The following is a 22,066-nucleotide window of genomic DNA, read 5'->3' on the forward strand; positions in this document are numbered from 1 at the left end:
AGCCGCAGCTGAGCTAGTAGATCACAGCAAATTCAATGAATTAGCACAGAGATAGCGGCAGTTCGAGCAGATTATATGCGAAATTGCACAAGCGTGGGGCGTAAAAAGATAGGCAGCAGCTGCAAGCTAGGCCAAATGGCCTGCTGAAAAAAATGAATTTTCGCAGCTCATGGCCAGCGAAGGCCATCTGCGAGTAAAATGCGCCACGTTATTTCACGCGCTATTTCATTAGCAGCTAAATACAAGGAGTTAGTGATGGGTCAGCGCACGTCGTTGTATCAAGCACATGTCGCGCTCGGTGCCCGCCTAGTAGATTTTGGCGGCTGGGATATGCCCGTGCAATATAGCTCGGTGATCGATGAGCATCATGCTGTGCGCCGTGATCAAGGCATGTTTGATGTCTCACACATGACTTTTATCGACCTCACTGGCCCCGACGCCGTGGCGTATTTGCAGAAGCTTTTAGCCAATAATGTCGCCAAACTCAAATTGCCGGGCAAGGCCATTTATTCGGTCATGCTCAATGATGCTGGCTGCGTGCTCGACGACCTCATTGTCTATGCGCCCACACCTGAACAGCCAGAACTCTGGCGCGTCATCGTTAATTGCGGCACTCACGACAAAGACATCGCGTGGATGCAACGCCAAGCCGCAAGCTTTCGCATCAGCCTAAAAGAGCGCACCGATCTTGCCATGATTGCCGTGCAAGGCCCGAATGCTCGCGCCACCGTTGAGCGTCTGCTCGGCGAGGCTCGTGCCCAGCGCATTGCCGAGCTCGCCCTGTTTCAGGGCGTAGACTTAGGCGATGACTGGTTTGTCGCGCGTACCGGCTACACCGGTGAAGACGGCCTAGAAATCATGCTGCCCAATGAGCAGTCAGAAGCATTTTGGCAACAGCTGCTCGATGCCGGCGTTGCGCCTTGCGGCCTAGGCGCACGCGATACTTTGCGTCTAGAAGCAGGCATGCCGCTTTACGGTAATGACCTAAGCGAAAACGAATCGCCACTGAGCTCCTGTGTGGCGTGGAGCATTGATTGGGCGCATGACTTTATTGGCAAAGATGCGCTAGTTGCGGAGCGTGATGCTGGCGTTACTCATCAGCTTGTTGGCCTCGTGCTCGAAGGTAAGGGCGTGTTGCGCTCACATATGCGCGTGATAATTGAAGGCGTGGCGGATGGTGAAACCACGTCTGGCACCTTCTCGCCAACGCTGCAGCAATCCATCGCGTTTGCCCGCATTCCCCTGACAGATGCCACGCAAGCCCATGTCGATGTACGCGGGAAGTTATTGCCTGTGCGTATTGTGAAACCCATGTTCGTGCGCCGCGGCGCTGCGATCGTTTAAGCTTTTTTTAAAACCTATTGAGTCGGCTTCTGCCGCATGAGAGATTCCATGAGCCAATTACCTGCTGAATTGAAATACGCCGCTAGCCACGAATGGGCTCGCTTAGATGGTGATGTTGTTACCGTCGGTATCACCGATCACGCCCAAGATGCACTCGGCGACTTAGTTTTCGTTGAATTGCCAACCGTAGGCGATGTAGTCAGCGCTGGCCAAGAAGCCGGTGTGGTGGAGTCGGTTAAGGCCGCCTCAGATATTTACGCGCCAGTATCGGGCGAAATCATTGCCATCAATGAAGCCTTGGTTGATGCACCAGAAATCGTCAATACCGAGCCCTACACTGGCGGCTGGTTGTATCAAATCAAAATTAGCGATGCCGCTGAGCTAGATGAGCTGCTCAGCGCTGAAGCATACGCCGCAAAGCAAGACCACTGATTCTTCGCTAAACCATTGGGCCCTGCTTGCTCAGGGCTTTTTGCTATTGAATATGCAGCGCCGACGCCGGCCTGCTGGAGTGAATGATGCCGTTTATCCCGCATACCGCTGGTGATGTGCGCCGCATGCTCGACACCTTAGGTGCTGAGTCGCTGGACACCTTGTTTGATGAGATTCCGCAGGCGCTGCGCTCGGGCCCGCTAACCGGCATTGCTGATGGCCTGTCGGAAATGGACGTGACGCGCATGATGCGTGAGCGTAGCGAGCAAGATGCTGGCGCGCTCTGCTTCTTGGGCGCTGGCGCCTATGAGCATCATATTCCAGCGGCGGTATGGGACTTGGCATCGCGTGGCGAATTTTTGACCGCCTACACGCCGTATCAGGCCGAAGCATCGCAAGGCACGCTGCAAGTTATTTACGAATTCCAATCGATGATGGCGCACATCACTGCCATGGACGCTAGCAACGCCTCGGTCTACGACGGCGCTTCTGGTCTGGCCGAAGCCGTGCTGATGGCCATCCGCGCTAATAAGCGCTCGAAATCACGCCGCATTTTGATGCCACGCACGGTGTCACCAATGTATCGCGCCGCTGCTCGCGCCATTGTTGAAGGTCAGGACATTGAACTGGTCGAGCTCGACTATGACCATGCGCAAGGCCGTATGGATCCAGCCTCTTTGGCAGCGTATGAAGGTGAAGATTTTGCCGCGCTAGTGATTCCGCAACCAAACTTCTTTGGCGTGCTGGAAGACGTGCATGTGCTCACCGACTGGGCGCAGGCGCAGGGCATGTTGGTTATTGCTGTGGTGAACCCGATGGCACTGGCCTTGTTCACGCCGCCGGGCGAATGGGGCGCTACTGGCGTCGATATCGTCGTTGGTGAAGCCCAGCCTTTTGGTATTCCGTTGTCATCAGGCGGCCCGTATTGCGGCTTTATGTGCTGCAAAATGGCGCATATCCGCCAAATGCCTGGCCGTATCATTGGCCGCACCGTCGATCTCGATGGCAAGCCTGGCTATGCCCTCACGCTGCAGGCGCGCGAGCAACACATCCGCCGCGCCAAAGCGACATCGAATATCTGCACCAACCAAGGTTTGGCGATGACTGCCGCGACCATTTACCTAAGCCTGTTGGGTGCTGAAGGTTTGGAGCGTGTGGCTTTGGCCTCGCATCAAAACATCCAGTCGCTGACGGCAGATTTGCCCGCTGGCGCTACTCGTGCGTTTGCTGCGCCGGTGTTTCATGAGCAGGTCATTCGTTTGAATCAGCCCGCAGAAGCTGTTTTGGCGAAGATGGCCGAGCAAGGTGTGTTGGCCGGCGTCGATTTGACTGCAGATTATCCGGAACTGGGTTCGGCTATCGTGGTGTGTACCACGGAGACGAAAAATGCCGCCGATTTGGCGCGTTATCGTGCAGCGCTTAGCGCCGCCTTGGCTTCGGAGTAATCGCCATGACTTTGATTTTTGAACGTGGTGAAACTGGCCGCCGTGCTACCTCGCAAGCGCCACAGCAACACGCCGATTTAACGGCTATTCCTGAGTCACTGCGCCGCCGTACGCGCGCGATTTTGCCGGAAGTGTCTGAGCTGCAAGTGGTGCGTCATTACACCAACTTATCGCGCAAGAACTTTTCCATCGACACGATGTTTTACCCGCTGGGTTCGTGCACGATGAAGTACAACCCGCGCGGTGCTCATCGCGCCGCCATGTTGCCGGGCTTTTTGCAGCGCCACCCACTCGCGCCTGAGTCACACTCGCAGGGCTATTTGGCTTGCCTGCATGACTTGCAAGAAACGCTGATGGAAGTCACCGGCATGAAAGGCGTGTCGTTAACGCCTATGGCTGGTGCGCAGGGCGAATTTGCTGGTGTCGCGATGATTCGTGCCTACCACGAAGCCCGCAACGACATTGAGCGCGTTGAAATGCTCATCCCTGCAGCGGCACACGGCACTAACCCCGCAACGGCCGTGATGTGCGGCTATAAAGTCCGCGAGATTCCTGTGTTGGCCAATGGCGACGTTGATCTTGAAGCCTTGAAAGCCGCTGTTGGCCCGCAAACCGCAGGCCTGATGATGACCAACCCATCGACTTGTGGTGTGTTTGAGCAGCAGATTAAAGAGATTGCCGAAGCCGTACACACTGCTGGTGGCCTGCTGTATTACGACGGTGCCAACCTCAATGCCATTTTGGGCAAAGTTCGCCCCGGCGATATGGGTTTTGACGTGCTGCACATGAACTTGCACAAAACCTTTGCCACGCCACACGGCGGCGGCGGCCCAGGTGCTGGTCCAGTCGGCGTCAGTGCACGTTTATTGCCATATATGCCAACGCCGATTGCCGGTAAAAATGACGACGGTAGCTATCGCTGGCTTACCGAAAAAGATATCCCCGGCACCATCGGCCGTTTATCGGCGTATATGGGCAACGCCGGCGTGCTGCTGCGCGCGGCCTACTATGCCTATGCGCTTGGCCGCGAAGGTCTGCATCGCGTTGGTGAATACTCCACGCTCAACGCCAACTACCTGATGAAGCGCTTGGCCGATGCTGGCTTCCAGCTCGCCTATCCTGAGCGCCGTGCCTCGCACGAGTTCATCATCAGCTTTGCAAAAGAAGCCAAAGAGTTAGGCGTGAGCGCGATGGATATTGCCAAGCGTTTGCTTGACTATGGCTACCACGCGCCAACGACTTACTTTCCGCTGCTAATTCCAGAGTGCTTCCTCATTGAGCCGACCGAAACCGAGTCGCCTGATGAGCTCGATGGCTTTGCTGAAGCCTTGATCAAAATCATGGAAGAGGCGCGAACCACACCAGAGATGGTGCGTAATGCTCCACATACCATGCCAGTGCGCCGTCTTGATGATGTGCGCGCCGCGCGTGAGCTGGACTTAGTCTGGCGCCCGCAAGCTTAACTACTGAGATAACCATGACTGATTTGCCCCGTTTACGCTTAAAGACCAGTGAAGAGCGCCGTTTGCGCGAAGGCCATGTGTGGATTTTTTCCAACGAGGTCGACATTGCCGCAACGCCGCTGAAAGCAATAAACCCGGGCGATCAGGTTGTTGTCGAAGATAGCAAAGGCAAGGCTTTAGGCTTGGCTATCGTTAACCCCAATGCCTTGATTTGTGCGCGCCTGTATAACCGCGATGTCGCACATCCTTTGTCGACGTCGCTATTTGTGCATCGCCTGCAAATCGCACTAAGCCTGCGCGAGCAATGGTTCGACGAGCCGTATTACCGTTTGGTTTATGGCGATAGCGATGGCTTGCCGGGCGTGGTCATCGACCGTTTTGCTGATATTTTCGTTGTGCAAATCTCCAATGCCGGCATGGAACGGATGAAGTCGGAACTTGTCGATGCCATCGTGAAAGTCTTCAAGCCCAGCGGCGTCTTGTTCAAAAATGACGGCAAAATGCGCGTCGTTGAAGGCCTAGATTCCTATGTCGAAGTCGCTTACGGCGAAGTGCCTGATCGCGTACCTTTGCGCGAAAATGGTGTTGCCTTTGAAGCCTTGGTGCGTGAAGGCCAAAAAACCGGCTGGTTCTATGACCACCGCGATGCCCGTGCGCGCTTAAAAGGCTTGGTCGAAGGCAAGCGTGTGCTCGACGTGTTCTCGTATTTGGGCGGATGGGGCGTGCAGGCCGCGGCCTTTGGTGCCGCTGAAGTGCATTGCGTTGATGGCTCGGAAAAAGCCTTAGATCAACTTATGCGCAATGCCGCACTCAACGGTGTTGAGTCGCGCGTGCAGACTTTGCAAGGCGATGCCTTCGACGCACTGACAGCGCTTAAGCAAGAAGGCGAGCGCTTCGATGTCGTCATTATCGATCCGCCAGCCTTTATTACCCGTCGCAAAGATCATAAAGCCGGCCTGCAGGCTTATCGCCGCATCAATGAGCTGGCCATGCGCCTGCTTAATCGCGACGGTCTGCTGATTAGCGCATCTTGCTCGATGCATTTGGGTCGTAACGAACTGGTGGATGTGATTCGCGCCAGCTCGCGTCATATCGATCGCCAAGCGCAGATTGTTCATCACAGTCATCAGGGCGCTGACCACCCGATTCACCCAGCGATTCCTGAAACTGAGTATTTGAAGGCCGTGTTTGCGCGCGTGTTACCGATCTAGTTAATCGATAGAGTGAGGGCAGCTGATAGCAAGAAAGGCCCCGGCCTCCTAGCTAGCGGCCATCGCTCTCGCTAAAGAAACACGCTCTCGTGCCGATATAGAGTTACTTCTTAATTCGCCACGAGAGCCCTCATGTCGGACTCTTCACTGCTCAATGCCTTGTCGGAAGACGAGCTCGCCCACGCGCTCCTGCAACAGCAGGTAGCGCTGTTTGAGCGCGCGCTCGACGATATTGCCGAACACGCGCCTGAAGTTTCACTCAACCAAGCCGCGGCTCGCGTAGGTGGTCTAAAAAGCCCTGTGCCTGGCTTGTGGTTGGTTATTACCTCTGACTTATACATTCAGCATGCCAACGAACAGGCAGGGCGCTTGCTCGATATGCAGTCGGTGGCATTGCTCGGACGACCATTGGCTGAGTTTTTGCCGGACGCGAAAGCACTGCTGTCGCAAGTCATTGACTCGCAAGATGCCGAGATTACCGTTGAGGCGCAATTTCGTGGCTATGATGGCCAGCCAGTGCCGGTCCTGCTGTCTATTGCCCAAGAGAAAGATACGCAAGATCGCGTGCAATACGTGCTTATTGGCGTCGATCTTCGGGAATATCACCGAACTGAGCTCTTGCAGCGTCAAGCTCACAAGTTAGAGGCTATGGGCAGTTTGGCGGCCGGGATTGCCCATGAGATCAATACGCCGCTGCAGTATTTAGGCGATAACCTAAGCTTTATTGATGAAGCCTGCAGTGAGTTATTGGATGTTTTGGCGCTAGCTGTGCAAGAGACGAGCAAGTCACCCGCAATGAATGAGTTGCTGCAGCGTATCGACTCGACATTTATTCGTGAGAATCTGCCGGCGGCGCTGAAACGCAGCCAAGAGGGCGTGTCTCGAGTACGCGACATTACTCGCAGCATGCGCAGTTTCACTCACATCAGCGAGACCGCGAACCCTGAGAATATGGCTGTACTAGTGCAGGAAGCTATTACGCTTTCTGCACATGAGGTGGGTCAGGTCGCCAAAGTGGTTCTTGAGCTGCAGGATGTGCCTGCCGTGATCTGTCGTCGCGATCATATAGTGCAGGTTCTGATTAACTTACTCACCAATGCCTGCCATGCCATCGATAGTCGCCTGAATATGCAGATAGACTCAGGTCAGCCAGGCCAAATCACCATCGTTTTGAGTCAGCATGAAGGTCATATTCGCTTGGTGGTGAGTGATAATGGCAGCGGCGTAGAAGAGTCGCTGCGGCATCGAATTTTTGACCCATTTTTCACCACCAAAGCTGTTGGTCAAGGTACAGGCCAAGGCCTGCCTATTAGCCGAGCGCTTATTGTTGATCAACATAAAGGTAAGCTGTGGTGTGAGCCTGCTGTGCCGCAGGGCGCCAGCTTTATCATTGAGCTACCCATACAGGGCGTGTCGACATGAGTGCGGAGCTGCCTCAAATCCTATGTATTGATGACGATGTGCAGGTGCTACAAGGCCTGAGGTTGTCGCTACGCCAGCTAGGCGAAGTGCATCTCGCTGAAAGTGGTGAGGCGGCACTGGCACTGCTTGCTGACTTGCCGCGGCTGGCGGTGATTATTTGCGATATGCGCATGCCAGGCATGACCGGCGATGCAGTTTTGGCGCAATGCCGCCAGCGCAGCCCATTGGCCACACGCATGCTTTTAACTGGCTATAGCGATATCGATGCCGCCATGCGCGCAGTCAATCAAGGCCATATTTTTCGCTTCCTCAATAAGCCTTGCCCGCGCGACGAAATTCATCTCGCGGTGAACGATGCTTTAGCGCAATACCGTTTGGTGACTGCTGAAAAAGAGCTGCTAGAGAAAACAGTTAAGGGTTGTATGCAGGCGCTAGTTGAAGCCTTGGCGATGGCTAGCCCAGCTAGCTTTGGTCAGGCTCGGCGTATTGCTGATTTAGTTCAGGGCGTGAGTACGCGATTGCAGTTGGAAGCGTCTTGGGCGAGTTCGATGGCGGCCATGCTAGTGAATCTGTGCATGGTCAGCCTGCCGGTGTCATTGCAGGAAAAGGTTATGCGTGGCTTGAAACTGAGTCAGGCTGAGCAGCGTGATCTTGCTTCGGCGCACCAGCGTACTTGGGATTTGCTGGCCAATATTCCGCGTATTGAGCCAGTGTTGGAATTGATTTGTGCGATTGAGCCGAGCTTGGCGCATAAGAAGCGATTGTCGTCGTTTAGCTTAGCCGATCAAGCCCATGTGATTCGCGTGGTGCAGGCTTATGTACGGCTTGAGGCATCGGGTTTGCCGACGAGAGAGGCCATGGCTATGCTGGCTGAGGTCTACGGCGATGATGGCCGAATATTGCAGGCGCTGCATGAGGAGCTTGGGCCGCAATCAGATATTTCGCGCCAGCTGAAGCTCACGCCAGATATGTTGCGTGAAGGCATGGTGTTGCTAGAGGCGGTGAATACCCCGCGCGGAATATTGCTGGCGCCGGCAGGCTATGTGGTCAATGACAGCTTTGTTGAGCGGCTAATCTATAACTGCCCAGAAATGAAAGATGAGCGTATTGCGGTGCTGATTCCGCCTGAGCTGATTGGTTATTTACACCATCAGCTACAGACGAAAGGTGCGGGCCCTGATGAGCCCGAGGCGCTAGCGAAAGAATAGCTGATAAGCTGGGTTGGCGCTTTCATCGGCGTAGGGATAGCCTACTGAATCTAGCGATTTGATCAAATCTTTCAATGGCTTGTCGCCTAGCTGCAAGCCAATCAAGACGCGGCCATAAGCGGCGCCATGGTTGCGGTAATGAAATAATGAAATATTCCATTGCGTGCCTAGCTCGCTTAGAAATGCCATGAGCGCACCGGGGCGTTCAGGAAATTCGAAGCGGAATAAGCGCTCATCGCTGAGACCAGCATGGCCACCGACCAAATGCCGCGTATGCAATTTCGCGGTTTCATCGTCAGATAAATCCAGTACTTCGTAGCCTTTCTTTTGCAGACTACTAACTAGTTCCAAGCGCGCATCGAGCCCGGGCTTGAGCGACACACCCACGAAGACATGCGCGGCGGTAGCACTGGCATAGCGATAGTTGAATTCGGTGATATTACGTTTGCCAATAGCTAGGCAGAAGGCTTTGAAAGCACCGGCTTTTTCGGGAATGGTCACTGCCATCACGGCCTCGCGGCCTTCGCCTAATTCGGTGCGCTCGGCAATATGGCGCAGGCGATCAAAGTTCATATTGGCGCCAGAGTTAACTGCCACCAAGGTCTGCTGTGTCACGCCTTCGCGCTGCACATATTTTTTCAGGCCGGCGATGGCGAGTGCGCCCGCTGGCTCAGCAATCGAGCGGCACTCATCGAAAATATCCTTGATGGCCGCGCAAATTTCATCGGTATTGCAGGTGATGACTTCATCGACACAGTGCTGAGCAATCTCGAATGTGTATTTGCCGATTTGCTTGACGGCAACGCCATCGGCAAATAGACCGACGTGCGGCAGCACCACGCGCTTGCCGGCCTTCATGGCAGCAGCTAAGCAGGCAGAGTCTTCGGCCTCAACCGCGATAACACGGATTTCTGGTCGCACATGTTTGATATACGCCGCCATGCCAGCCATCAGGCCGCCACCGCCGCAGGGAATAAATACCGCATCGATTTCGCCGCTGTGCTGGCGCAAGATTTCCATCGCCACCGTGCCTTGACCGGCAATAGTGTCAGGGTCATCGAAGGGATGAACGAAGGTATAGCCCTTCTCATTCATCAGCTCTTGAGCGTAGGCAAAGGCTTCATCGTAGTTGTCGCCATGCAACACAGCCTGAGCACCCAGCGCACGCACGGCATTCACTTTGATGTCGGGCGTGGTTTGCGGCATGACAATCACGCCTTTGATGCCGAGCTTTTTAGTCGCCAAGGCCACGCCTTGGGCATGATTTCCCGCCGATGCGCAAATCACGCCACGAGCACGATCAGCCTCTGGCAGCAGGCGAATTTTGTTGTAAGCGCCGCGCAGCTTGAAGGAAAACACTGGCTGTAAATCTTCGCGTTTTATTAGCACACGATTTTTTAGGCGCTTCGAAAGCAGGGCCGCTTCATCGAGTGGGCTTTCAATAGCTACGTCATAGACGCGAGCCTGTAAAATGCGTTTGACGACGGCATCGAGCATGGTCGGATAACTCTTAAGCAATGGCAGTGAGTATACTACGCGACATTATCCCTGCTCGTGATGCCCGTGGAGTTTGCTATGCCCGCTGTTTTATCTGCCGATGCCCTAAAACGCGCTGTTGCCGAGGCCGCCATTGCCTATGTGCAGCCGGGTGAAATACTTGGTGTTGGCACTGGCTCTACTGCCAATGCCTTTATTGATGCGCTGGCCAGTGTCAAAGGCCACGTGAAAGCGGCGGTCGCGAGCAGTGAATCCACCCGTGAGCGTCTGCAGGCTATTGGCATAGAAGTGGTGGATTTAAATCAGGTCGACCGCATCAGTATTTATGTCGATGGCGCTGATGAAATCACTCCGGCCTTGGCCATGATCAAGGGCGGCGGCGGCGCTTTAACGCGCGAGAAAATTGTCGCGGCATTGGCCGATAAATTTATCTGCATCGCCGACTCCAGTAAGTTGGTTACCACTTTGGGCACATTTCCATTGCCAATAGAAGTGATCCCGATGGCGCGCTCTATGATTGCTCGCGAGTTGGTGAAAATGGGTGGCAGCCCGGTCTATCGCACCGGTTTTGTCACCGATAACGGCAACGTCATTTTAGACACTTACGGCCTGCACATTAGCGATCCAGTCGAGCTTGAGCAGCGCTTGAATAACCTTACCGGCGTTGTTACCAACGGACTTTTTGCTGCGCGTCCTGCTGATGTTTTGTTATTAGGAACAGTCGATGGTGTACAAACCCATCATCGCCAGACATAATACAAAAACATAAACTATTGAGTGTCATGGCATGGCTATCCCTGAGAGTTTCCAAGCGGGCTTAATTGGCGGTATGGCGATTGGTTTTGCGTCGGTCGTGCTGATGCTTGGCATCGGCCGAATTGCCGGCATTAGCGGCATTGCTGGCAGCTTATTACAGCGTATTCCGAATGATGAGCGGGCTTGGCGTCTGGCATTTCTGCTCGGCCTTATTGGCGTTGGTGTGCTCATGGCACCGGCAGTAAGCTTGCCCACTGAAGGTAATTATCTGCTGCTCGGCATCGCTGGCGTATTGGTTGGTTTTGGCACACGTCTCGGCAGTGGTTGCACCTCAGGTCATGGCGTGTGCGGATTGGCACGACGCTCCATGCGCTCATTAACTGCCGTGATAGTTTTCATGCTCAGCGGCTTCATCACCGTCTACTTTTTGCGTCACGGAGGTGCATAAGATGGGCATCATCATGGCGTTATTAGCGGGTGCGGTGTTCGGCTGGGGCCTGCTTTATTCCGGCATGTCCGACCCGTACAAAGTGCAAGACTTCCTCGATTTAGCCGGTAATTGGGATGCCACATTGGCTTTCGTGATGGGTGGCGCAGTTGCCATCACCGTGCCGGCTTTTGCGCTGCTGCGGAAAATGCCTAAGCCCTTATTTGCCGCAAGCTTCAGCTGGCCCAGCATCAATATCATCGATAGCAAACTAGTTATCGGTGCCATGCTCTTTGGCATCGGCTGGGGCTTATCTGGCCTTTGCCCAGGCCCAGCTCTGGTCAATATTGGCACCGGTCAGGGCGACATTTTATTTTTCTGCGTCATGTTGCTGGCGGGCATGTGGCTACATGACCGCCTGATGCTCAAACGCTAATAGTTACCAACGAGAGTATTGCTATGCCCATGGACACAAGCTCGCTGAGCATTCCAAACCTGCTGCACATTGCTCCTAACGAATATGTTGGCGGGTTTGTCTCACCGGAGTCGCTGAGCGAAGTTGCGGCCTTGGGCTTCACGCATATCATCGATATGTTGCCTGAGCATGAGCACGGTGGTTTCGATGAGGCCGCAATGGCCGCTGAACTTGGCCTGTATTACGTGCATCTGCCGATAGTTGGTGGTCATGACTTAAATCGTAGTAATGCCGAGGCGCTCGATGCGCTGCTGGCCAGCGTCGGTGAGACGCCGGTGTTGGTGCATTGCATGAGCGGAAATCGCGTTGGTGCTTTGTTTGCCTTGCGCGCGGCATGGCTCAAAGGCATGAGCCATGATGAGGCGCTGCTAGAAGGCCGCCGTTATGGCCTTACTAAGCTTGAGCCTTTGGTGGTGCAGTTGCTGCAGCAAGGCTAGCAGCCCTACGTCATTGATACTGCGTCGTAGTTGGCGCGGTATCACGTTTCGGCGCTTTCACCCATCGACTTTGGCCATTTAGCACAGTGGCTTTGCCATCTATGAGTAGCGTGATATTCCAGCGTTGCACAGCTTTCGTTGCCGCTCCAGCGGCAGGCAATGTGCGCGGCTCCACCCAGGTATAACGCGGCGTGGCCGATATCTTTTGCCAGGCCTGAGCTTGCGCTTGCCGTAGCGATGACTGCGCGGCGGTCTCTTGCCATAGCGCGCTATGTGTATTGGCGAACGTTCCTTTGGCATTTAAGCGCAGAAATGGCTGCTTTTGATCATCTAAAACCTCCACCGTCTGCCGGCTGCTATTGCTCAGCATCAGGCCAAAAGGCTGGCCGGGGATGAGTAATATCGACACGCCTTTGGGCAATTTTGGCGCACTCTGCCAGCTTGATTGCCACAGTCCATTAGCCAATGCCGCAACAAATTTACCGCTGATGACGGCATCGACATCGCCATAACGTACGGGAATACGCCAGCTATCGCCCTTGGCGTTTTCGACTTTCAGGCGCTCATCGAACCAACCCCAATGCGAGGTTTTGCGCACCATGCGCCAGTCGGGTTTATCGCCTTCGCCATCGATGGTTTTGCGATGCGGCAGGCCGCCAGGCAAGTAGCTATCGAGCCAGGTCTGATGGCGGACATTGGCATCCACACCTGCGCTACTGACGCGTAAAAATGGCTTGCCATCGTTAGCTAAAATCACCAAAGGCTTAGCGGTTTTATTGTCTATCACCAGTTGCGCGCCCAGTGTTTCGACCAGCTGCACAGTGACACCTTTTAGCGCATTCGGCAGAGGGTCAATGCTGGCGCGCCTGTCTTCGTTATGAGCAGCGTGTGACCATGCGGTGGAGCTTATAAGGCTAGTTAAAACAACAGCGGCCAGGCGTAAGCCCGGCCGCATTGAGTAGCGAGTATTGATCATCGTTGCGCAACCACCGGCTGCGCTGTGCAGACAGGGTTAGTGGTTTCAGGGGTGGTCACGCGCAATGAAGTCGACTCCGACGGGATGCGCTCGCCTTTGGCATTTTCTGTGATGACAAAGAGCATATAGGCACCAGCTGGAGTTACTGCTTTTTGTATAGGCATACGTGCATTGAGCGTGTTGCCTGAACGCGTGAAGGGCAGTGACACGGTGCGCTGATCGCCATCGACAATGTGTGTGAGCGTGGTGCGTTTGACCAAAACCACATCGACAATATTGTCAGCATTCGCGACACCAATGTTTAAGTTGTCTCCGTGTGTGGCACGGGCTGGCGCGCTAGTAATGCTTGGGCGTGGGCCGAAGACATAAGGCGGGCTATAGATCTCGAAGCTGGGGTCGCGGCCGTCGTTGGGTGATAGGCCAGGGATATTGATCGAGAAAGCGTATGCGGTGTTAATGGGTGAGTGGCCACCGATCAAGATGCGACCATCGGGCAGCAGCATGGCGGTGTTGTGGTAGGTGCGTGGATTGTGCGCGATTGCCATCTCGGTCCATGTTTCTGTTGCTGGATCGAACATCTCTGATTTTTTGATCGGGCCGCCTAAGCCGGGCAATACAACTTCGTCACGGTCAGCGCCAGAAAACACCATGACTTTTCCCGTTGGCAGTAGCACACCAGTGCCATACCAACGTGGTGTGGTCATATTGCCGGTAATGCGCGAGACATACTCCATGCTGTCGTCTTCAGCGATATTGATGCGGTCGATGCGCGATAAATTAGTCGGGAAGTAGGAGCCTGGGCTGCCCACTGTGATCAAGCCGAGCACGCCGCCGCCAGTGAGGAACTCAGCGTGATCATAACGGCCTTGCTCGTTGGGCTTTAACGGCATCTGGATGGAGAACGTGGAGCCACGGAAGCCTGAGCCAATAGCGTTCATCAGTGTGCCGGACGGGTCGCCGCTGAGTGCATCGGTGAGTGGGCTAAGTGCAGACATTGGATCTTCTAAAATGCTGCCGAGCAAGCCAGTGAGCGTCGATTGAATATCGGCGGCGGCATCTGGGTTGGTGACGTTAAGTGCCGAGCCGATTCTATCTAGGCCTGCTTTATTGAACTGTAATGGCAGGCCTGCGTAGCCGAGGTCGGTCCACTTATTAGTGTCGGGGCTATAGGCAGCGACAATATTCCACAGGGCTTGGTCGTAGGACTGGCCGAATGGGTTGAAGGCTTGGCCGCCGGCGTTATAGAGCACGTGGCCATTAGGTAATAAATGTTGGCGTGGATACAGCGGTAATGAGCGTTCGCCGCCACCGCCGTTGCTTGACCAAGTGCCGCAGCCAAAATCGTAAGTTTCAGACTCTGTGACATTGCGGCCTGAGGTTAAGGGGTTTTCTGGATATACCGGTTTGATCAGCTTAGTAACGCCAGAAGTAACAAAGACATTGCCATTGGCTAGAGTAGTTAGCGACGGGTACCAGCGACCATTTTTCATATCGCCTGTTTTCGACCAGCTATTATCAGCAGGGTCAAAAATACGCGCATTTTTAATGCCTTCGAGTTCTGATAGGCCAAGCGCGATTGGGCCATCTATGCCGGGTTCAAAATAATAGTCAGTGCCGCCAACAGCCATGATGCGGCCATCCGCCAGCATTTCTAAGTCTGCGCAAAATAGCGCGCCGTCATTATTGTTTCGTTTTCCTGCTGTGTCAGTTAGGCCGCCGGGCAAAATCACGGTCGATTTCGCACCGTCAGGGTTGGCGCCACCATCAACTGGCGTTGGCTGCATCCAGCCGGCCTTGCGGCCGCGGAGGCTCATCACACGTGTTTGGTCATTGGTGACAACCGCGCCTGCTTCGAAGAAGATCGAGAACTCGGCGTCTTCTGTGCCTTCAAGCGCGTTGAAATAAAGCACGCGACCATCCTCAAGCAGAGCAACGGAGCCAGCAGCTGGTTTGCATTCAGTTGGGCGACCATCGGCATTGCGAATGCAGCGATCGTCCTGCGGAACCATTTTTAATGGGTTTTTCAGGTTGCCTTTCGACGTTAGCAGGCCCATGGAATCGAGCAGGCCGTCGAGCATGTCTAGTGGGTTTGCGCTGGCCTCTGCGGCTTCTTCGTCTGCCACTTCGCGGGCCATGGCCTTCATGCTGCTAGGGCCAAACGGCTCAACAAATGGCTTAGTGAAGCCGCCATTTTTCATGCACTCGTCGGTCGTGCAGTCGGGCTCGGAAATATTTGATTGGCCGGTTTCGCGTGCGCTGATGCCATTCGCTGAGCTGCTATTGCTAGAGCTACCACCGCAAGCGGCAAGCGCAAGTGAGGTGCCAACAAGGAAGAGTGGCGCTAGTTTGTTTCTTGTTATTTTTTGCATGATTTTGTAATCCTGACACAAGTCGGGAAATACTGGTCACTAAGTAAACGCTTGGCAAGTTAGACAAACCCACTCTCGATGAGTGGCAGGAATTCGCGCTAAACGGTCGTATTTGTCTAATCGATGTATGGTTAAGGCAATAACATGGATGTTTTGAGCGCTTACGGCAGCAGTAAATGCCAGGCAGTGACGGTGAATAATGACATCACAATGCCGATGCCGAGAATGGCATTGGCGAGGTCTGGTTCTAGATCATTTTGGTCGGCAAGAATTGCGGCGGAGATCATCGGCGCCATGGCCGCCTGTAACACCGCAATGCTGAGCACATTGGCCGAAACGGCGAAGGCGCTACCGAGGCCGAGTATGGCTAAGGGCGCAAGCAGCAACTTCCAGCTTAGACCTATCATGACCGGCATGAGCTGGTATTTATGTAGCGATAGCCGTAAGCGAAGGCCAACAGAAAATAGTGCTAGTGGCGTGAGCGTGGCGCCAATACGCGACAAGATGCTATCGATTTGATCTGGCCATCCACCTAGTTGCCCAACAATAAGCCCGATGATCAGTGCAATAAATGCTGGAAATAGCAGGATTTTTTTCGCAACGGCGGAGGCGCTAGTAGAAGCTCCGCCATAAACAGCAGTAACCAAGACGCCACCGACACTGAGCATGATAAAGCAGCCAAGTTGGTCGGCAACCACGCCGAAAGCCAAACCTTCGCGGCCGCGCAGGGCCTCGAGCATGGGGTAGCCAATGAATGAGGTATTGCCAAGCCCGCAGACCAAGATCAGTGCGCCGATGCGGGCGCGCGACCATCCTAGCCAGCTACCAATTAGCTGAAACACAATAGCCGCGCCAATAAACACCAGCCATTGCGAGATGACCAAATACCATAGATCGATATTGAAGCTTAGGCGTGGAATTAGCTCGAGCACGATGGCTGGCAGCGCGATTTGAATCACCCACCAGTTCAATGCCGGCGCCATATCTTTTGGCGGCGAGGCAAAGCGTGCGACTAAAAATCCGAGGAATAGGCAGCTAGGAATAAGCAGCAGAGAATCCATGAAAATACTCCACCGCTAGCAGGGGGAATGGTGCGCCCGGCGGGATTCGAACCCACGACCACCGGTTTCGGAAACCGATACTCTATCCAGCTGAGCTACGGGCGCGTAGATAGCAATAAGCCTTAAGCCTGCTGACTTAAGGCTGCGCATCATAACGATTGCTGCTGAATGCGTCCACGCTGGTGCGCGTGATTCCGCACTCTTATAGCGTTTACTTATTAGCTCATGGCATCAAAGTCTTTTACAAGGATAAGAAAATTGCTAATCATCCGCGACATTATGAATTCACGCGTCTTTTAGTCGCTGAGGGAAACACCAGATGAAACGAGTTATGGCGCTCGCACTGAGCTTAGTCAGCACGGCTGCATTTGCTACTAATGGCTATTTTGCTCACGGTTATAGCGCTTCGCAGCGCGCGCAGGGTGGTGCTGGTACGGCAACTAGCGATGACGCCTTAATCGCAACCATTAATCCCGCCGGCATTGGCCGCATTAAAAGCATGCGTTGGGATGCCAACCTCAGCTTGTTTGTGCCGCGCCGGCAATTTGAGGCTACCGAGCCAAATGCTAATGGTCTTGGCATTTTCGCTACCGATGCTGGCACAGTGAAAAGTAGTCACAATATTTTTGCTATCCCTGGTTTTGCCTTTGCTGCGCCAATTAACGAAACCTTGTCGGCAGGCTTTGCGCTCTATGGCAACGGTGGTCTGAACACGGTGTATAAGCAGAGTGAAAGCAATGCCACCTTTTTTGGTGTAAACACCGCGGTTGGAAATAATGCTGGCTTGGTCGGTTCACTGCTTAATGGCCTAGGCAACCCAATAGCTAATGTAGGAAATAGCGTTGTTAGTAGTCGTTGCCAGGGTGCCTTTGGCGGTGGTGCAGCACTTGCGAACAACCCTGATCTACTGGGCTTTTGCGGTAATGGCAATGGCACTGCATCAGTTGATTTGATTCAACTGTTTGTTGTGCCTACGCTAGCCATTAACGTAAATGAACGCCTATCTTTTGGCATCTCACCTATCTTTGCTGTGCAGCGATTTGAGGCCAAGGGTCTACAGGCATTTGCCGCATTTTCTAATGAGCCCGATAAAGTTACTGATAACGGCACCAGCTTTTCCTATGGCGGCGGTGGGCGTATCGGCATGCTTGCTACCATTGCACCGGGTTTAGATTTTGGTGCGTCTTGGCAGTCGCGTATCCACATGACGAAATTTAAGGAATACGCCGGCTTGTTTGCTGAGCAGGGCGATTTCGATATTCCGACAACTTGGAATCTTGGGCTGGCTTGGCAGCCATTACCTGCGCATCGATTCCTGCTCGATTATCAGCATATTTCATTCAATGAGGTGGCTTCTGTTGGTCGACCGCTTAACCCGCAGGCCTTTGTTAGCGGTTGCGCTCTGCCAAGGCTGGCAGGTTCTAGCCAATCCAGTCCATCCTGCCTTGGCGCCGACACGGGCCCTGGCTTTGGCTGGCAAGACATGAGCATTTATAAGTTTGGTTATCAATACACGCAAGGTGACTGGAAATGGCGTGCGGGCTACAGCCAGCCTGACTCTCAACCCATTCCATCTAGCGAAGTAACATTAAATATGCTGGCGCCAGGCGTAGTGGAGCAGCATTACACACTGGGTGTGAACTGGCAGGCGACACCACGCTGGGGTTACGATTTAAGCATGATGTATGCCGATGCTAAGCCAGTACGTGGTCGCAATCCGTTGAGCAATGTGCAGCTACTCCAGGGTGGTTTAATTAATGCGGGAATAGATGATGGTGACCAAGAAATTGCCCTCGATATGCGCCAGTATGAACTGACGCTTGGCATGAATTACACCTACTAAGTTATGTCCTGCACTTGTGCGGCAGAGCAGCAAAGGCTTTTGGCGCACAATGAATGCGGGTATACTTTTCCCGTTTCGGCAGCGCTGATGGCCTGCCGCTTTGCCCAAGTGAGGTTGACGTGAAAAAAATTGCATTGATGCTGGCTAGCGTTGGTTTGGTGTTGTCGATGGCAGCACAAGCGAAATCGACCAAAGATATTTCCGAATACCCTCTAGGTGAGCGTGGCTTGTTTAGTGAGCGCGCGACTATTGAGCGCATCAATATGGCGGGCAAGGTTTGTTATGAGGGTGACCCATGCGCTGCTGCTGTTGCCGCTGCTCCTGCTGCTGCGAGCGGCCCACGCTCTGGCGATGAAGTTGTTACTGCTGTCTGTGCCGCCTGCCATAGCGCTGGCCTGATGGGTGCGCCAGTGATTGGCAATAAAGGCCAGTGGGGTCCACGTATTGCCCAAGGCGCAGCAACTCTGCACAAGCACGGCATTGAAGGTATTCGCAGCATGCCACCGAAAGGCGGTTGTGGTACTTGCTCCGATGACGAGATCATTGCGGCAGTTGACGTGATGATTGCCAAGTCTAAATAAGCTTACGCTGCAATGAAAAAGCCGCCCATCGAGGCGGCTTTTTTGTGGCTGGAGTTTGCTTAAGCGGCACTGATGCGTGTTGTCGTGCCGCTTAAGCCGCGGCTACCTGCAGCGGCGCTAACCCAATAAGTCTCGCAAATTAGTCAAATGCGCGCGACCAATAGCCTGCTTTTGCTCGGTGCTGCGGCCACTGCTTTTACCTTCCCAGTCGAGATCGTCAGCTGGCAGCTCATCGAGAAAGCGGCTAGGTGTGGTGGCCATCATTTCGCCAGCCGATTTGCGCTTAGCAGAGTAAGTCAGCGTTAGCGTTTGCTTGGCGCGAGTGATGCCGACATACATCAAGCGCCGCTCTTCTTCGACAGTGTCGGCCTCAATACTGTTCCGATGCGGCAGCAAGTCTTCCTCTAGGCCGATTAAAAACACATGCGGAAACTCCAAGCCTTTAGCCGCGTGTAGCGTCATCAGCTGGACTTTGTCACTGTCATCTTCCTCAGCTTGCTGCTCTAAAAGATCGAGCAAAACCAATTTGCGAATTACCGCTTCGATATCGCGGTCTTCTTCATCTTCGGCTTTTTCCCAAAGCCGCTGCACCGAACTCAAGAAACTATTCACCGACTCCATGCGGCGCTCGGCCGCTTGCGGTGTGGCCGATTGCTCCAGTAAATAATCGTTGTAGTCGATGTCCAAGAGCATTTGTTTGATGTCATTGAGCGGTTCATTTCCGCCAATGATGGCGCGCGCGGTGCTGCCTATCCACGCCGAGAACTCTTGTAGGCGGGTCAATGCACGGTCGCCGACATGCAGGCCAAGGCCAAGCTCATCGCAGGCCAATAACATCGGGCATTCGCGCTGCTGTGAGTAGCTGCCGAGCTTCTCCAGCGTGGATGGGCCGATTTCGCGCTTTGGCGTATTAACGATGCGCAAAAATGCGTTGTCATCTTCGGGGTTAATGATCAGACGCAAATACGCCATTACATCTTTGATTTCTGAGCGCGCAAAAAACGATTGGCCGCCGGAAATTTTGTAAGGAATCTGGAACTCGCGCAGCTTGGTTTCCATCACGCGCGCTTGAAAATTGCCGCGATAGAGCACGGCATAATCGCGAAATTCGCAGCGCTGCATGACCTTATGATTGAGCAGCTCAGTCACCACTTTCTCGGCTTCGGCATCTTCTGTGGGGCATTGCACCACGCGGATGTTTGCGCCCATGCCGTGCTGGCTCCACAGGTTCTTCACAAACGTATGTGGGTTGTTGGCAATGACGGCGTTGGCGGCCTTTAAAATGCGACTGGTCGAGCGGTAGTTCTGCTCGAGCATAATGACTTTTAGCGCAGGATAATCATTTGCCAAATCCGCCAAGTTTTCTGGCCGTGCGCCACGCCAAGCGTAAATCGATTGGTCATCGTCGCCGACGGCGGTGAAGCAAGCGCGGCTGCCGACCAAGAGCTTGACCATCAAATACTGAGCAGAGTTGGTGTCTTGATATTCATCGACTAAGAGGTAATGCACTTTGTTCTGCCATTGCTCGCGCAAAGCATCGTTGTCGCGCAAAGCCAGTGTGGGGCGAACAATTAAGTCATCAAAATCGACGGCGTTGTAGGCGCGTAAATGGCGCTCGTAAGATTCATAAACCATGGCGGCAAAAAGATCGCCTTCGCTTTCGGCGCGGCTAACCGCTTCGGCCGGCGTCACCAAATCATTTTTAAAACTCGAGATGATGCTGCGCACCAGCTTGATTTTGTCGCTGGCATTTTCTTTATGCAGCAATTCGCCGAGCAGCGTGTTTGAGTCTTCAGCGTCAAATATTGAGAAATTCTTTTTCAGGCCAAACTGCTCGGGCGAGCGCTTGATCATGGTCAGGCCGAGGGTGTGAAAGGTCGACACGGTGAGGCCGCGTGCGATAGGGCCGCTGACCAATTTGCCAGCGCGTTCTTTCATCTCACGTGCGGCTTTATTGGTGAAGGTCACCGCTAAAATTTTGCTCGCCGAGATTCCGCACTCATTGATCAAGTAGGCGATTTTTTGCGTGATCACCGAGGTTTTGCCAGAGCCGGCGCCGGCGAGCACCAACACGGGGCCGGAGATGGCTAAAACGGCTTCGCGTTGACGAGGATTAAGCTGATTCACACACACTTCCGAGCAGCTGGGCGGCGGGGCGATAGTGTAGTGGGCTGGGGCTGCTTATTCTACGCTTTGCTGTCGAAAGTGGCTGCGAGGCTGATTAGCATAAGTGGCCGATATCATTCGATGCCGTAAACAGCTTTCCAATGGTTCATGGCTTTTGTGGTGTCGCGCTGCCAGGGGTGAAAGCTGGGCTTGTAGTAAGCCAAATAGGCTTTGCCCATTTTGCGTAACCAACCGGGCTTAACGAATAGCTCTTTCAGGCCTTCGCGATGCATTTTCCAGTCGCGCTGAATGCCCCGAGCTTTGAGAAGTTGATAGGTGTGAAAGCTAGAGAAGAAGGCGAACTCGATGGAGTTGATCACCATTTGTGAGCTACGAATCCAGTAGCTGCCAACTTGTTCTTGGAAGACATCAAAGGCGACGGCTTTATGTTCGCTTTCTTCAATGGCATGCCAGTACCAGAGTGGCTTTACACGCTCATCCATAGGGCCGAAAAACTCAGGGTTTTCTAGCGCCAGCTCGGCGAGAATTGCGGTGAAATGCTCCAGCGCACAGGTCATCGCCAGCTGACGCTCGGGTGAAAGCTTGCGGCGCATAAACCTCATGCCTTTTTCCACGAACTCGTCGATCTCAGCCATTGGTAAGCCTTTGCGACCCATGAATGCGTTAAAAGCGGTGTGTTCGCGGCCATGGTGGGCTTCTTGGCCAATAAAGCCGCTGACTTGCTTGGCTAGATCGGGGCTAACGCGCTTTTGATAGTGACGCACGGAGTCGACAAAAAATCGCTCGCCCTCGGGGAACGTTGCCGACAGCGCTGTGAGTACCATGGTTTTGAATGGGCTGCCGCCAAACCAATCCATAGGAATACTGTCGTCGAAGACGAAGTCCATGCGCCGTGGTGTTGGGCGATTAACCTGGTTGAGGATCTTTGCTTGGGATGTCATGGCTAACTCACCATTTGTCGGTAATGCTTTAAATATACACGGTCGCAACAA

At 53.9% G+C, this 22,066-nt stretch carries 19 protein-coding genes and 1 tRNA gene; 13 read left to right on the plus strand and 7 right to left on the minus strand.

Features of this window, described 5'->3' with window-relative positions:
* The first annotated feature begins 255 nt into the window (after positions 1-255).
* The 7 genes from gcvT (at position 256) to AC3DKE_RS05675 (ending at position 8,525) form a co-directional block, all read left to right on the plus strand.
* Entirely contained in the window at positions 256-1,344 is a 1,089-nt protein-coding gene (gene gcvT / locus AC3DKE_RS05645; protein WP_411729553.1) for a glycine cleavage system aminomethyltransferase GcvT, read from the plus strand.
* A 48-nt stretch (positions 1,345-1,392) separates the two neighbouring features.
* Positions 1,393-1,776: a glycine cleavage system protein GcvH gene (gcvH, locus tag AC3DKE_RS05650; RefSeq protein WP_340676000.1), complete on the plus strand. Its 384-nt coding sequence runs from the start codon at positions 1,393-1,395 to the stop codon at positions 1,774-1,776.
* An 86-nt stretch (positions 1,777-1,862) separates the two neighbouring features.
* Positions 1,863-3,221: an aminomethyl-transferring glycine dehydrogenase subunit GcvPA gene (gcvPA, locus tag AC3DKE_RS05655; protein ID WP_340676001.1), complete on the plus strand. Its 1,359-nt coding sequence runs from the start codon at positions 1,863-1,865 to the stop codon at positions 3,219-3,221.
* A 5-nt stretch (positions 3,222-3,226) separates the two neighbouring features.
* The gene (gcvPB, locus tag AC3DKE_RS05660) at positions 3,227-4,684 is read left to right on the plus strand and encodes an aminomethyl-transferring glycine dehydrogenase subunit GcvPB (RefSeq protein WP_340676002.1); all 1,458 of its coding nucleotides are present in this window, start codon (positions 3,227-3,229) and stop codon (positions 4,682-4,684) included.
* A gap of 14 nt (positions 4,685-4,698) precedes the next feature.
* Positions 4,699-5,895: a class I SAM-dependent rRNA methyltransferase gene (locus AC3DKE_RS05665; protein ID WP_340676003.1), complete on the plus strand. Its 1,197-nt coding sequence runs from the start codon at positions 4,699-4,701 to the stop codon at positions 5,893-5,895.
* A 132-nt stretch (positions 5,896-6,027) separates the two neighbouring features.
* Entirely contained in the window at positions 6,028-7,317 is a 1,290-nt protein-coding gene (locus AC3DKE_RS05670) for a sensor histidine kinase (protein WP_487990201.1), read from the plus strand.
* The gene (locus AC3DKE_RS05675; protein ID WP_487990202.1) at positions 7,314-8,525 is read left to right on the plus strand and encodes a response regulator; all 1,212 of its coding nucleotides are present in this window, start codon (positions 7,314-7,316) and stop codon (positions 8,523-8,525) included. Before AC3DKE_RS05670 ends, AC3DKE_RS05675 begins: the two co-directional genes overlap by 4 nt.
* Here AC3DKE_RS05675 and ilvA read toward each other — a convergent pair.
* The gene (gene ilvA / locus AC3DKE_RS05680) at positions 8,511-10,022 is read right to left on the minus strand and encodes a threonine ammonia-lyase, biosynthetic (protein WP_340676006.1); all 1,512 of its coding nucleotides are present in this window, start codon (positions 10,020-10,022) and stop codon (positions 8,511-8,513) included. The two genes, AC3DKE_RS05675 and ilvA, sit on opposite strands and share 15 nt — an antisense overlap.
* Positions 10,023-10,100: 78 nt before the next feature.
* Between ilvA and rpiA the strand changes: the two genes are divergently transcribed.
* Genes rpiA through AC3DKE_RS05700 form a run of 4 tightly spaced genes read left to right on the plus strand, consistent with a single transcriptional unit; the run spans position 10,101 to position 12,117 of the window.
* Positions 10,101-10,778 carry a ribose-5-phosphate isomerase RpiA gene (gene rpiA / locus AC3DKE_RS05685; protein WP_340676007.1) on the plus strand — a complete coding sequence of 226 codons (678 nt, stop codon included), beginning with the start codon at positions 10,101-10,103 and terminating at the stop codon, positions 10,776-10,778.
* Between the two features lie 31 nt (positions 10,779-10,809).
* Positions 10,810-11,226: a YeeE/YedE family protein gene (locus tag AC3DKE_RS05690; RefSeq protein ID WP_340676008.1), complete on the plus strand. Its 417-nt coding sequence runs from the start codon at positions 10,810-10,812 to the stop codon at positions 11,224-11,226.
* Between the two features lies 1 nt (position 11,227).
* Positions 11,228-11,641: a DUF6691 family protein gene (locus AC3DKE_RS05695; protein WP_487990203.1), complete on the plus strand. Its 414-nt coding sequence runs from the start codon at positions 11,228-11,230 to the stop codon at positions 11,639-11,641.
* A gap of 23 nt (positions 11,642-11,664) precedes the next feature.
* Positions 11,665-12,117 (plus strand): protein tyrosine phosphatase family protein, encoded by a 453-nt coding sequence (locus tag AC3DKE_RS05700; RefSeq protein ID WP_340676010.1) that lies wholly within the window; start codon positions 11,665-11,667, stop codon positions 12,115-12,117.
* Positions 12,118-12,127: 10 nt separating this feature from the next.
* Here AC3DKE_RS05700 and AC3DKE_RS05705 read toward each other — a convergent pair whose 3' ends face one another.
* The 4 genes from AC3DKE_RS05705 to AC3DKE_RS05720 all read right to left on the minus strand — a co-directional run bounded on the left by AC3DKE_RS05705 (position 12,128) and on the right by AC3DKE_RS05720 (position 16,628).
* Positions 12,128-13,093: a hypothetical protein gene (locus AC3DKE_RS05705; protein WP_487990204.1), complete on the minus strand. Its 966-nt coding sequence runs from the start codon at positions 13,091-13,093 to the stop codon at positions 12,128-12,130.
* The gene (locus AC3DKE_RS05710) at positions 13,090-15,462 is read right to left on the minus strand and encodes a galactose oxidase early set domain-containing protein (protein WP_487990205.1); all 2,373 of its coding nucleotides are present in this window, start codon (positions 15,460-15,462) and stop codon (positions 13,090-13,092) included. The genes AC3DKE_RS05705 and AC3DKE_RS05710 overlap by 4 nt, the downstream gene beginning before the upstream one ends.
* A gap of 161 nt (positions 15,463-15,623) precedes the next feature.
* Entirely contained in the window at positions 15,624-16,523 is a 900-nt protein-coding gene (locus AC3DKE_RS05715) for an AEC family transporter (protein WP_340676013.1), read from the minus strand.
* 28 nt (positions 16,524-16,551) lie between these two features.
* Positions 16,552-16,628, minus strand: a tRNA-Arg gene (locus tag AC3DKE_RS05720).
* A gap of 214 nt (positions 16,629-16,842) precedes the next feature.
* On the opposite strand from AC3DKE_RS05720, the gene AC3DKE_RS05725 reads away from it, so the two are divergent.
* Positions 16,843-18,366, plus strand: a complete 1,524-nt coding sequence (locus AC3DKE_RS05725) for an OmpP1/FadL family transporter (protein ID WP_340676014.1) — start codon at positions 16,843-16,845, stop codon at positions 18,364-18,366.
* Between the two features lie 119 nt (positions 18,367-18,485).
* Complete coding sequence (locus AC3DKE_RS05730) at positions 18,486-18,947, plus strand: c-type cytochrome (RefSeq protein WP_411729547.1); 462 nt, start codon at positions 18,486-18,488, stop codon at positions 18,945-18,947.
* Between the two features lie 117 nt (positions 18,948-19,064).
* On the opposite strand, the gene rep is transcribed toward AC3DKE_RS05730, so the two are convergent.
* Together rep and AC3DKE_RS05740 are read right to left on the minus strand one after the other, a co-directional pair.
* Complete coding sequence (gene rep, locus AC3DKE_RS05735) at positions 19,065-21,074, minus strand: DNA helicase Rep (protein WP_340676016.1); 2,010 nt, start codon at positions 21,072-21,074, stop codon at positions 19,065-19,067.
* Positions 21,075-21,187: 113 nt separating this feature from the next.
* Positions 21,188-22,015 carry a metal-dependent hydrolase gene (locus AC3DKE_RS05740; RefSeq protein WP_484216507.1) on the minus strand — a complete coding sequence of 276 codons (828 nt, stop codon included), beginning with the start codon at positions 22,013-22,015 and terminating at the stop codon, positions 21,188-21,190.
* Positions 22,016-22,066 lie beyond the last annotated feature (51 nt).

The sequence above is a fragment of the Paraperlucidibaca sp. genome (genome assembly GCF_982810325.1).

Bases quoted from the DNA above. Each gene is read 5' to 3' on its own strand.
- gcvT (WP_411729553.1), top strand. From the start codon at position 256: ATGGGTCAGCGCACGTCGTTGTATCAAGCACATGTCGCGCTCGGTGCC.
- gcvH (WP_340676000.1), top strand. From the start codon at position 1,393: ATGAGCCAATTACCTGCTGAATTGAAATACGCCGCTAGCCACGAATGG.
- gcvPA (WP_340676001.1), top strand. From the start codon at position 1,863: ATGCCGTTTATCCCGCATACCGCTGGTGATGTGCGCCGCATGCTCGAC.
- gcvPB (WP_340676002.1), top strand. From the start codon at position 3,227: ATGACTTTGATTTTTGAACGTGGTGAAACTGGCCGCCGTGCTACCTCG.
- AC3DKE_RS05665 (WP_340676003.1), top strand. From the start codon at position 4,699: ATGACTGATTTGCCCCGTTTACGCTTAAAGACCAGTGAAGAGCGCCGT.
- AC3DKE_RS05670 (WP_487990201.1), top strand. From the start codon at position 6,028: ATGTCGGACTCTTCACTGCTCAATGCCTTGTCGGAAGACGAGCTCGCC.
- AC3DKE_RS05675 (WP_487990202.1), top strand. From the start codon at position 7,314: ATGAGTGCGGAGCTGCCTCAAATCCTATGTATTGATGACGATGTGCAG.
- ilvA (WP_340676006.1), bottom strand. From the start codon at position 10,022: ATGCTCGATGCCGTCGTCAAACGCATTTTACAGGCTCGCGTCTATGAC.
- rpiA (WP_340676007.1), top strand. From the start codon at position 10,101: ATGCCCGCTGTTTTATCTGCCGATGCCCTAAAACGCGCTGTTGCCGAG.
- AC3DKE_RS05690 (WP_340676008.1), top strand. From the start codon at position 10,810: ATGGCTATCCCTGAGAGTTTCCAAGCGGGCTTAATTGGCGGTATGGCG.
- AC3DKE_RS05695 (WP_487990203.1), top strand. From the start codon at position 11,228: ATGGGCATCATCATGGCGTTATTAGCGGGTGCGGTGTTCGGCTGGGGC.
- AC3DKE_RS05700 (WP_340676010.1), top strand. From the start codon at position 11,665: ATGCCCATGGACACAAGCTCGCTGAGCATTCCAAACCTGCTGCACATT.
- AC3DKE_RS05705 (WP_487990204.1), bottom strand. From the start codon at position 13,093: ATGATCAATACTCGCTACTCAATGCGGCCGGGCTTACGCCTGGCCGCT.
- AC3DKE_RS05710 (WP_487990205.1), bottom strand. From the start codon at position 15,462: ATGCAAAAAATAACAAGAAACAAACTAGCGCCACTCTTCCTTGTTGGC.
- AC3DKE_RS05715 (WP_340676013.1), bottom strand. From the start codon at position 16,523: ATGGATTCTCTGCTGCTTATTCCTAGCTGCCTATTCCTCGGATTTTTA.
- AC3DKE_RS05725 (WP_340676014.1), top strand. From the start codon at position 16,843: ATGAAACGAGTTATGGCGCTCGCACTGAGCTTAGTCAGCACGGCTGCA.
- AC3DKE_RS05740 (WP_484216507.1), bottom strand. From the start codon at position 22,015: ATGACATCCCAAGCAAAGATCCTCAACCAGGTTAATCGCCCAACACCA.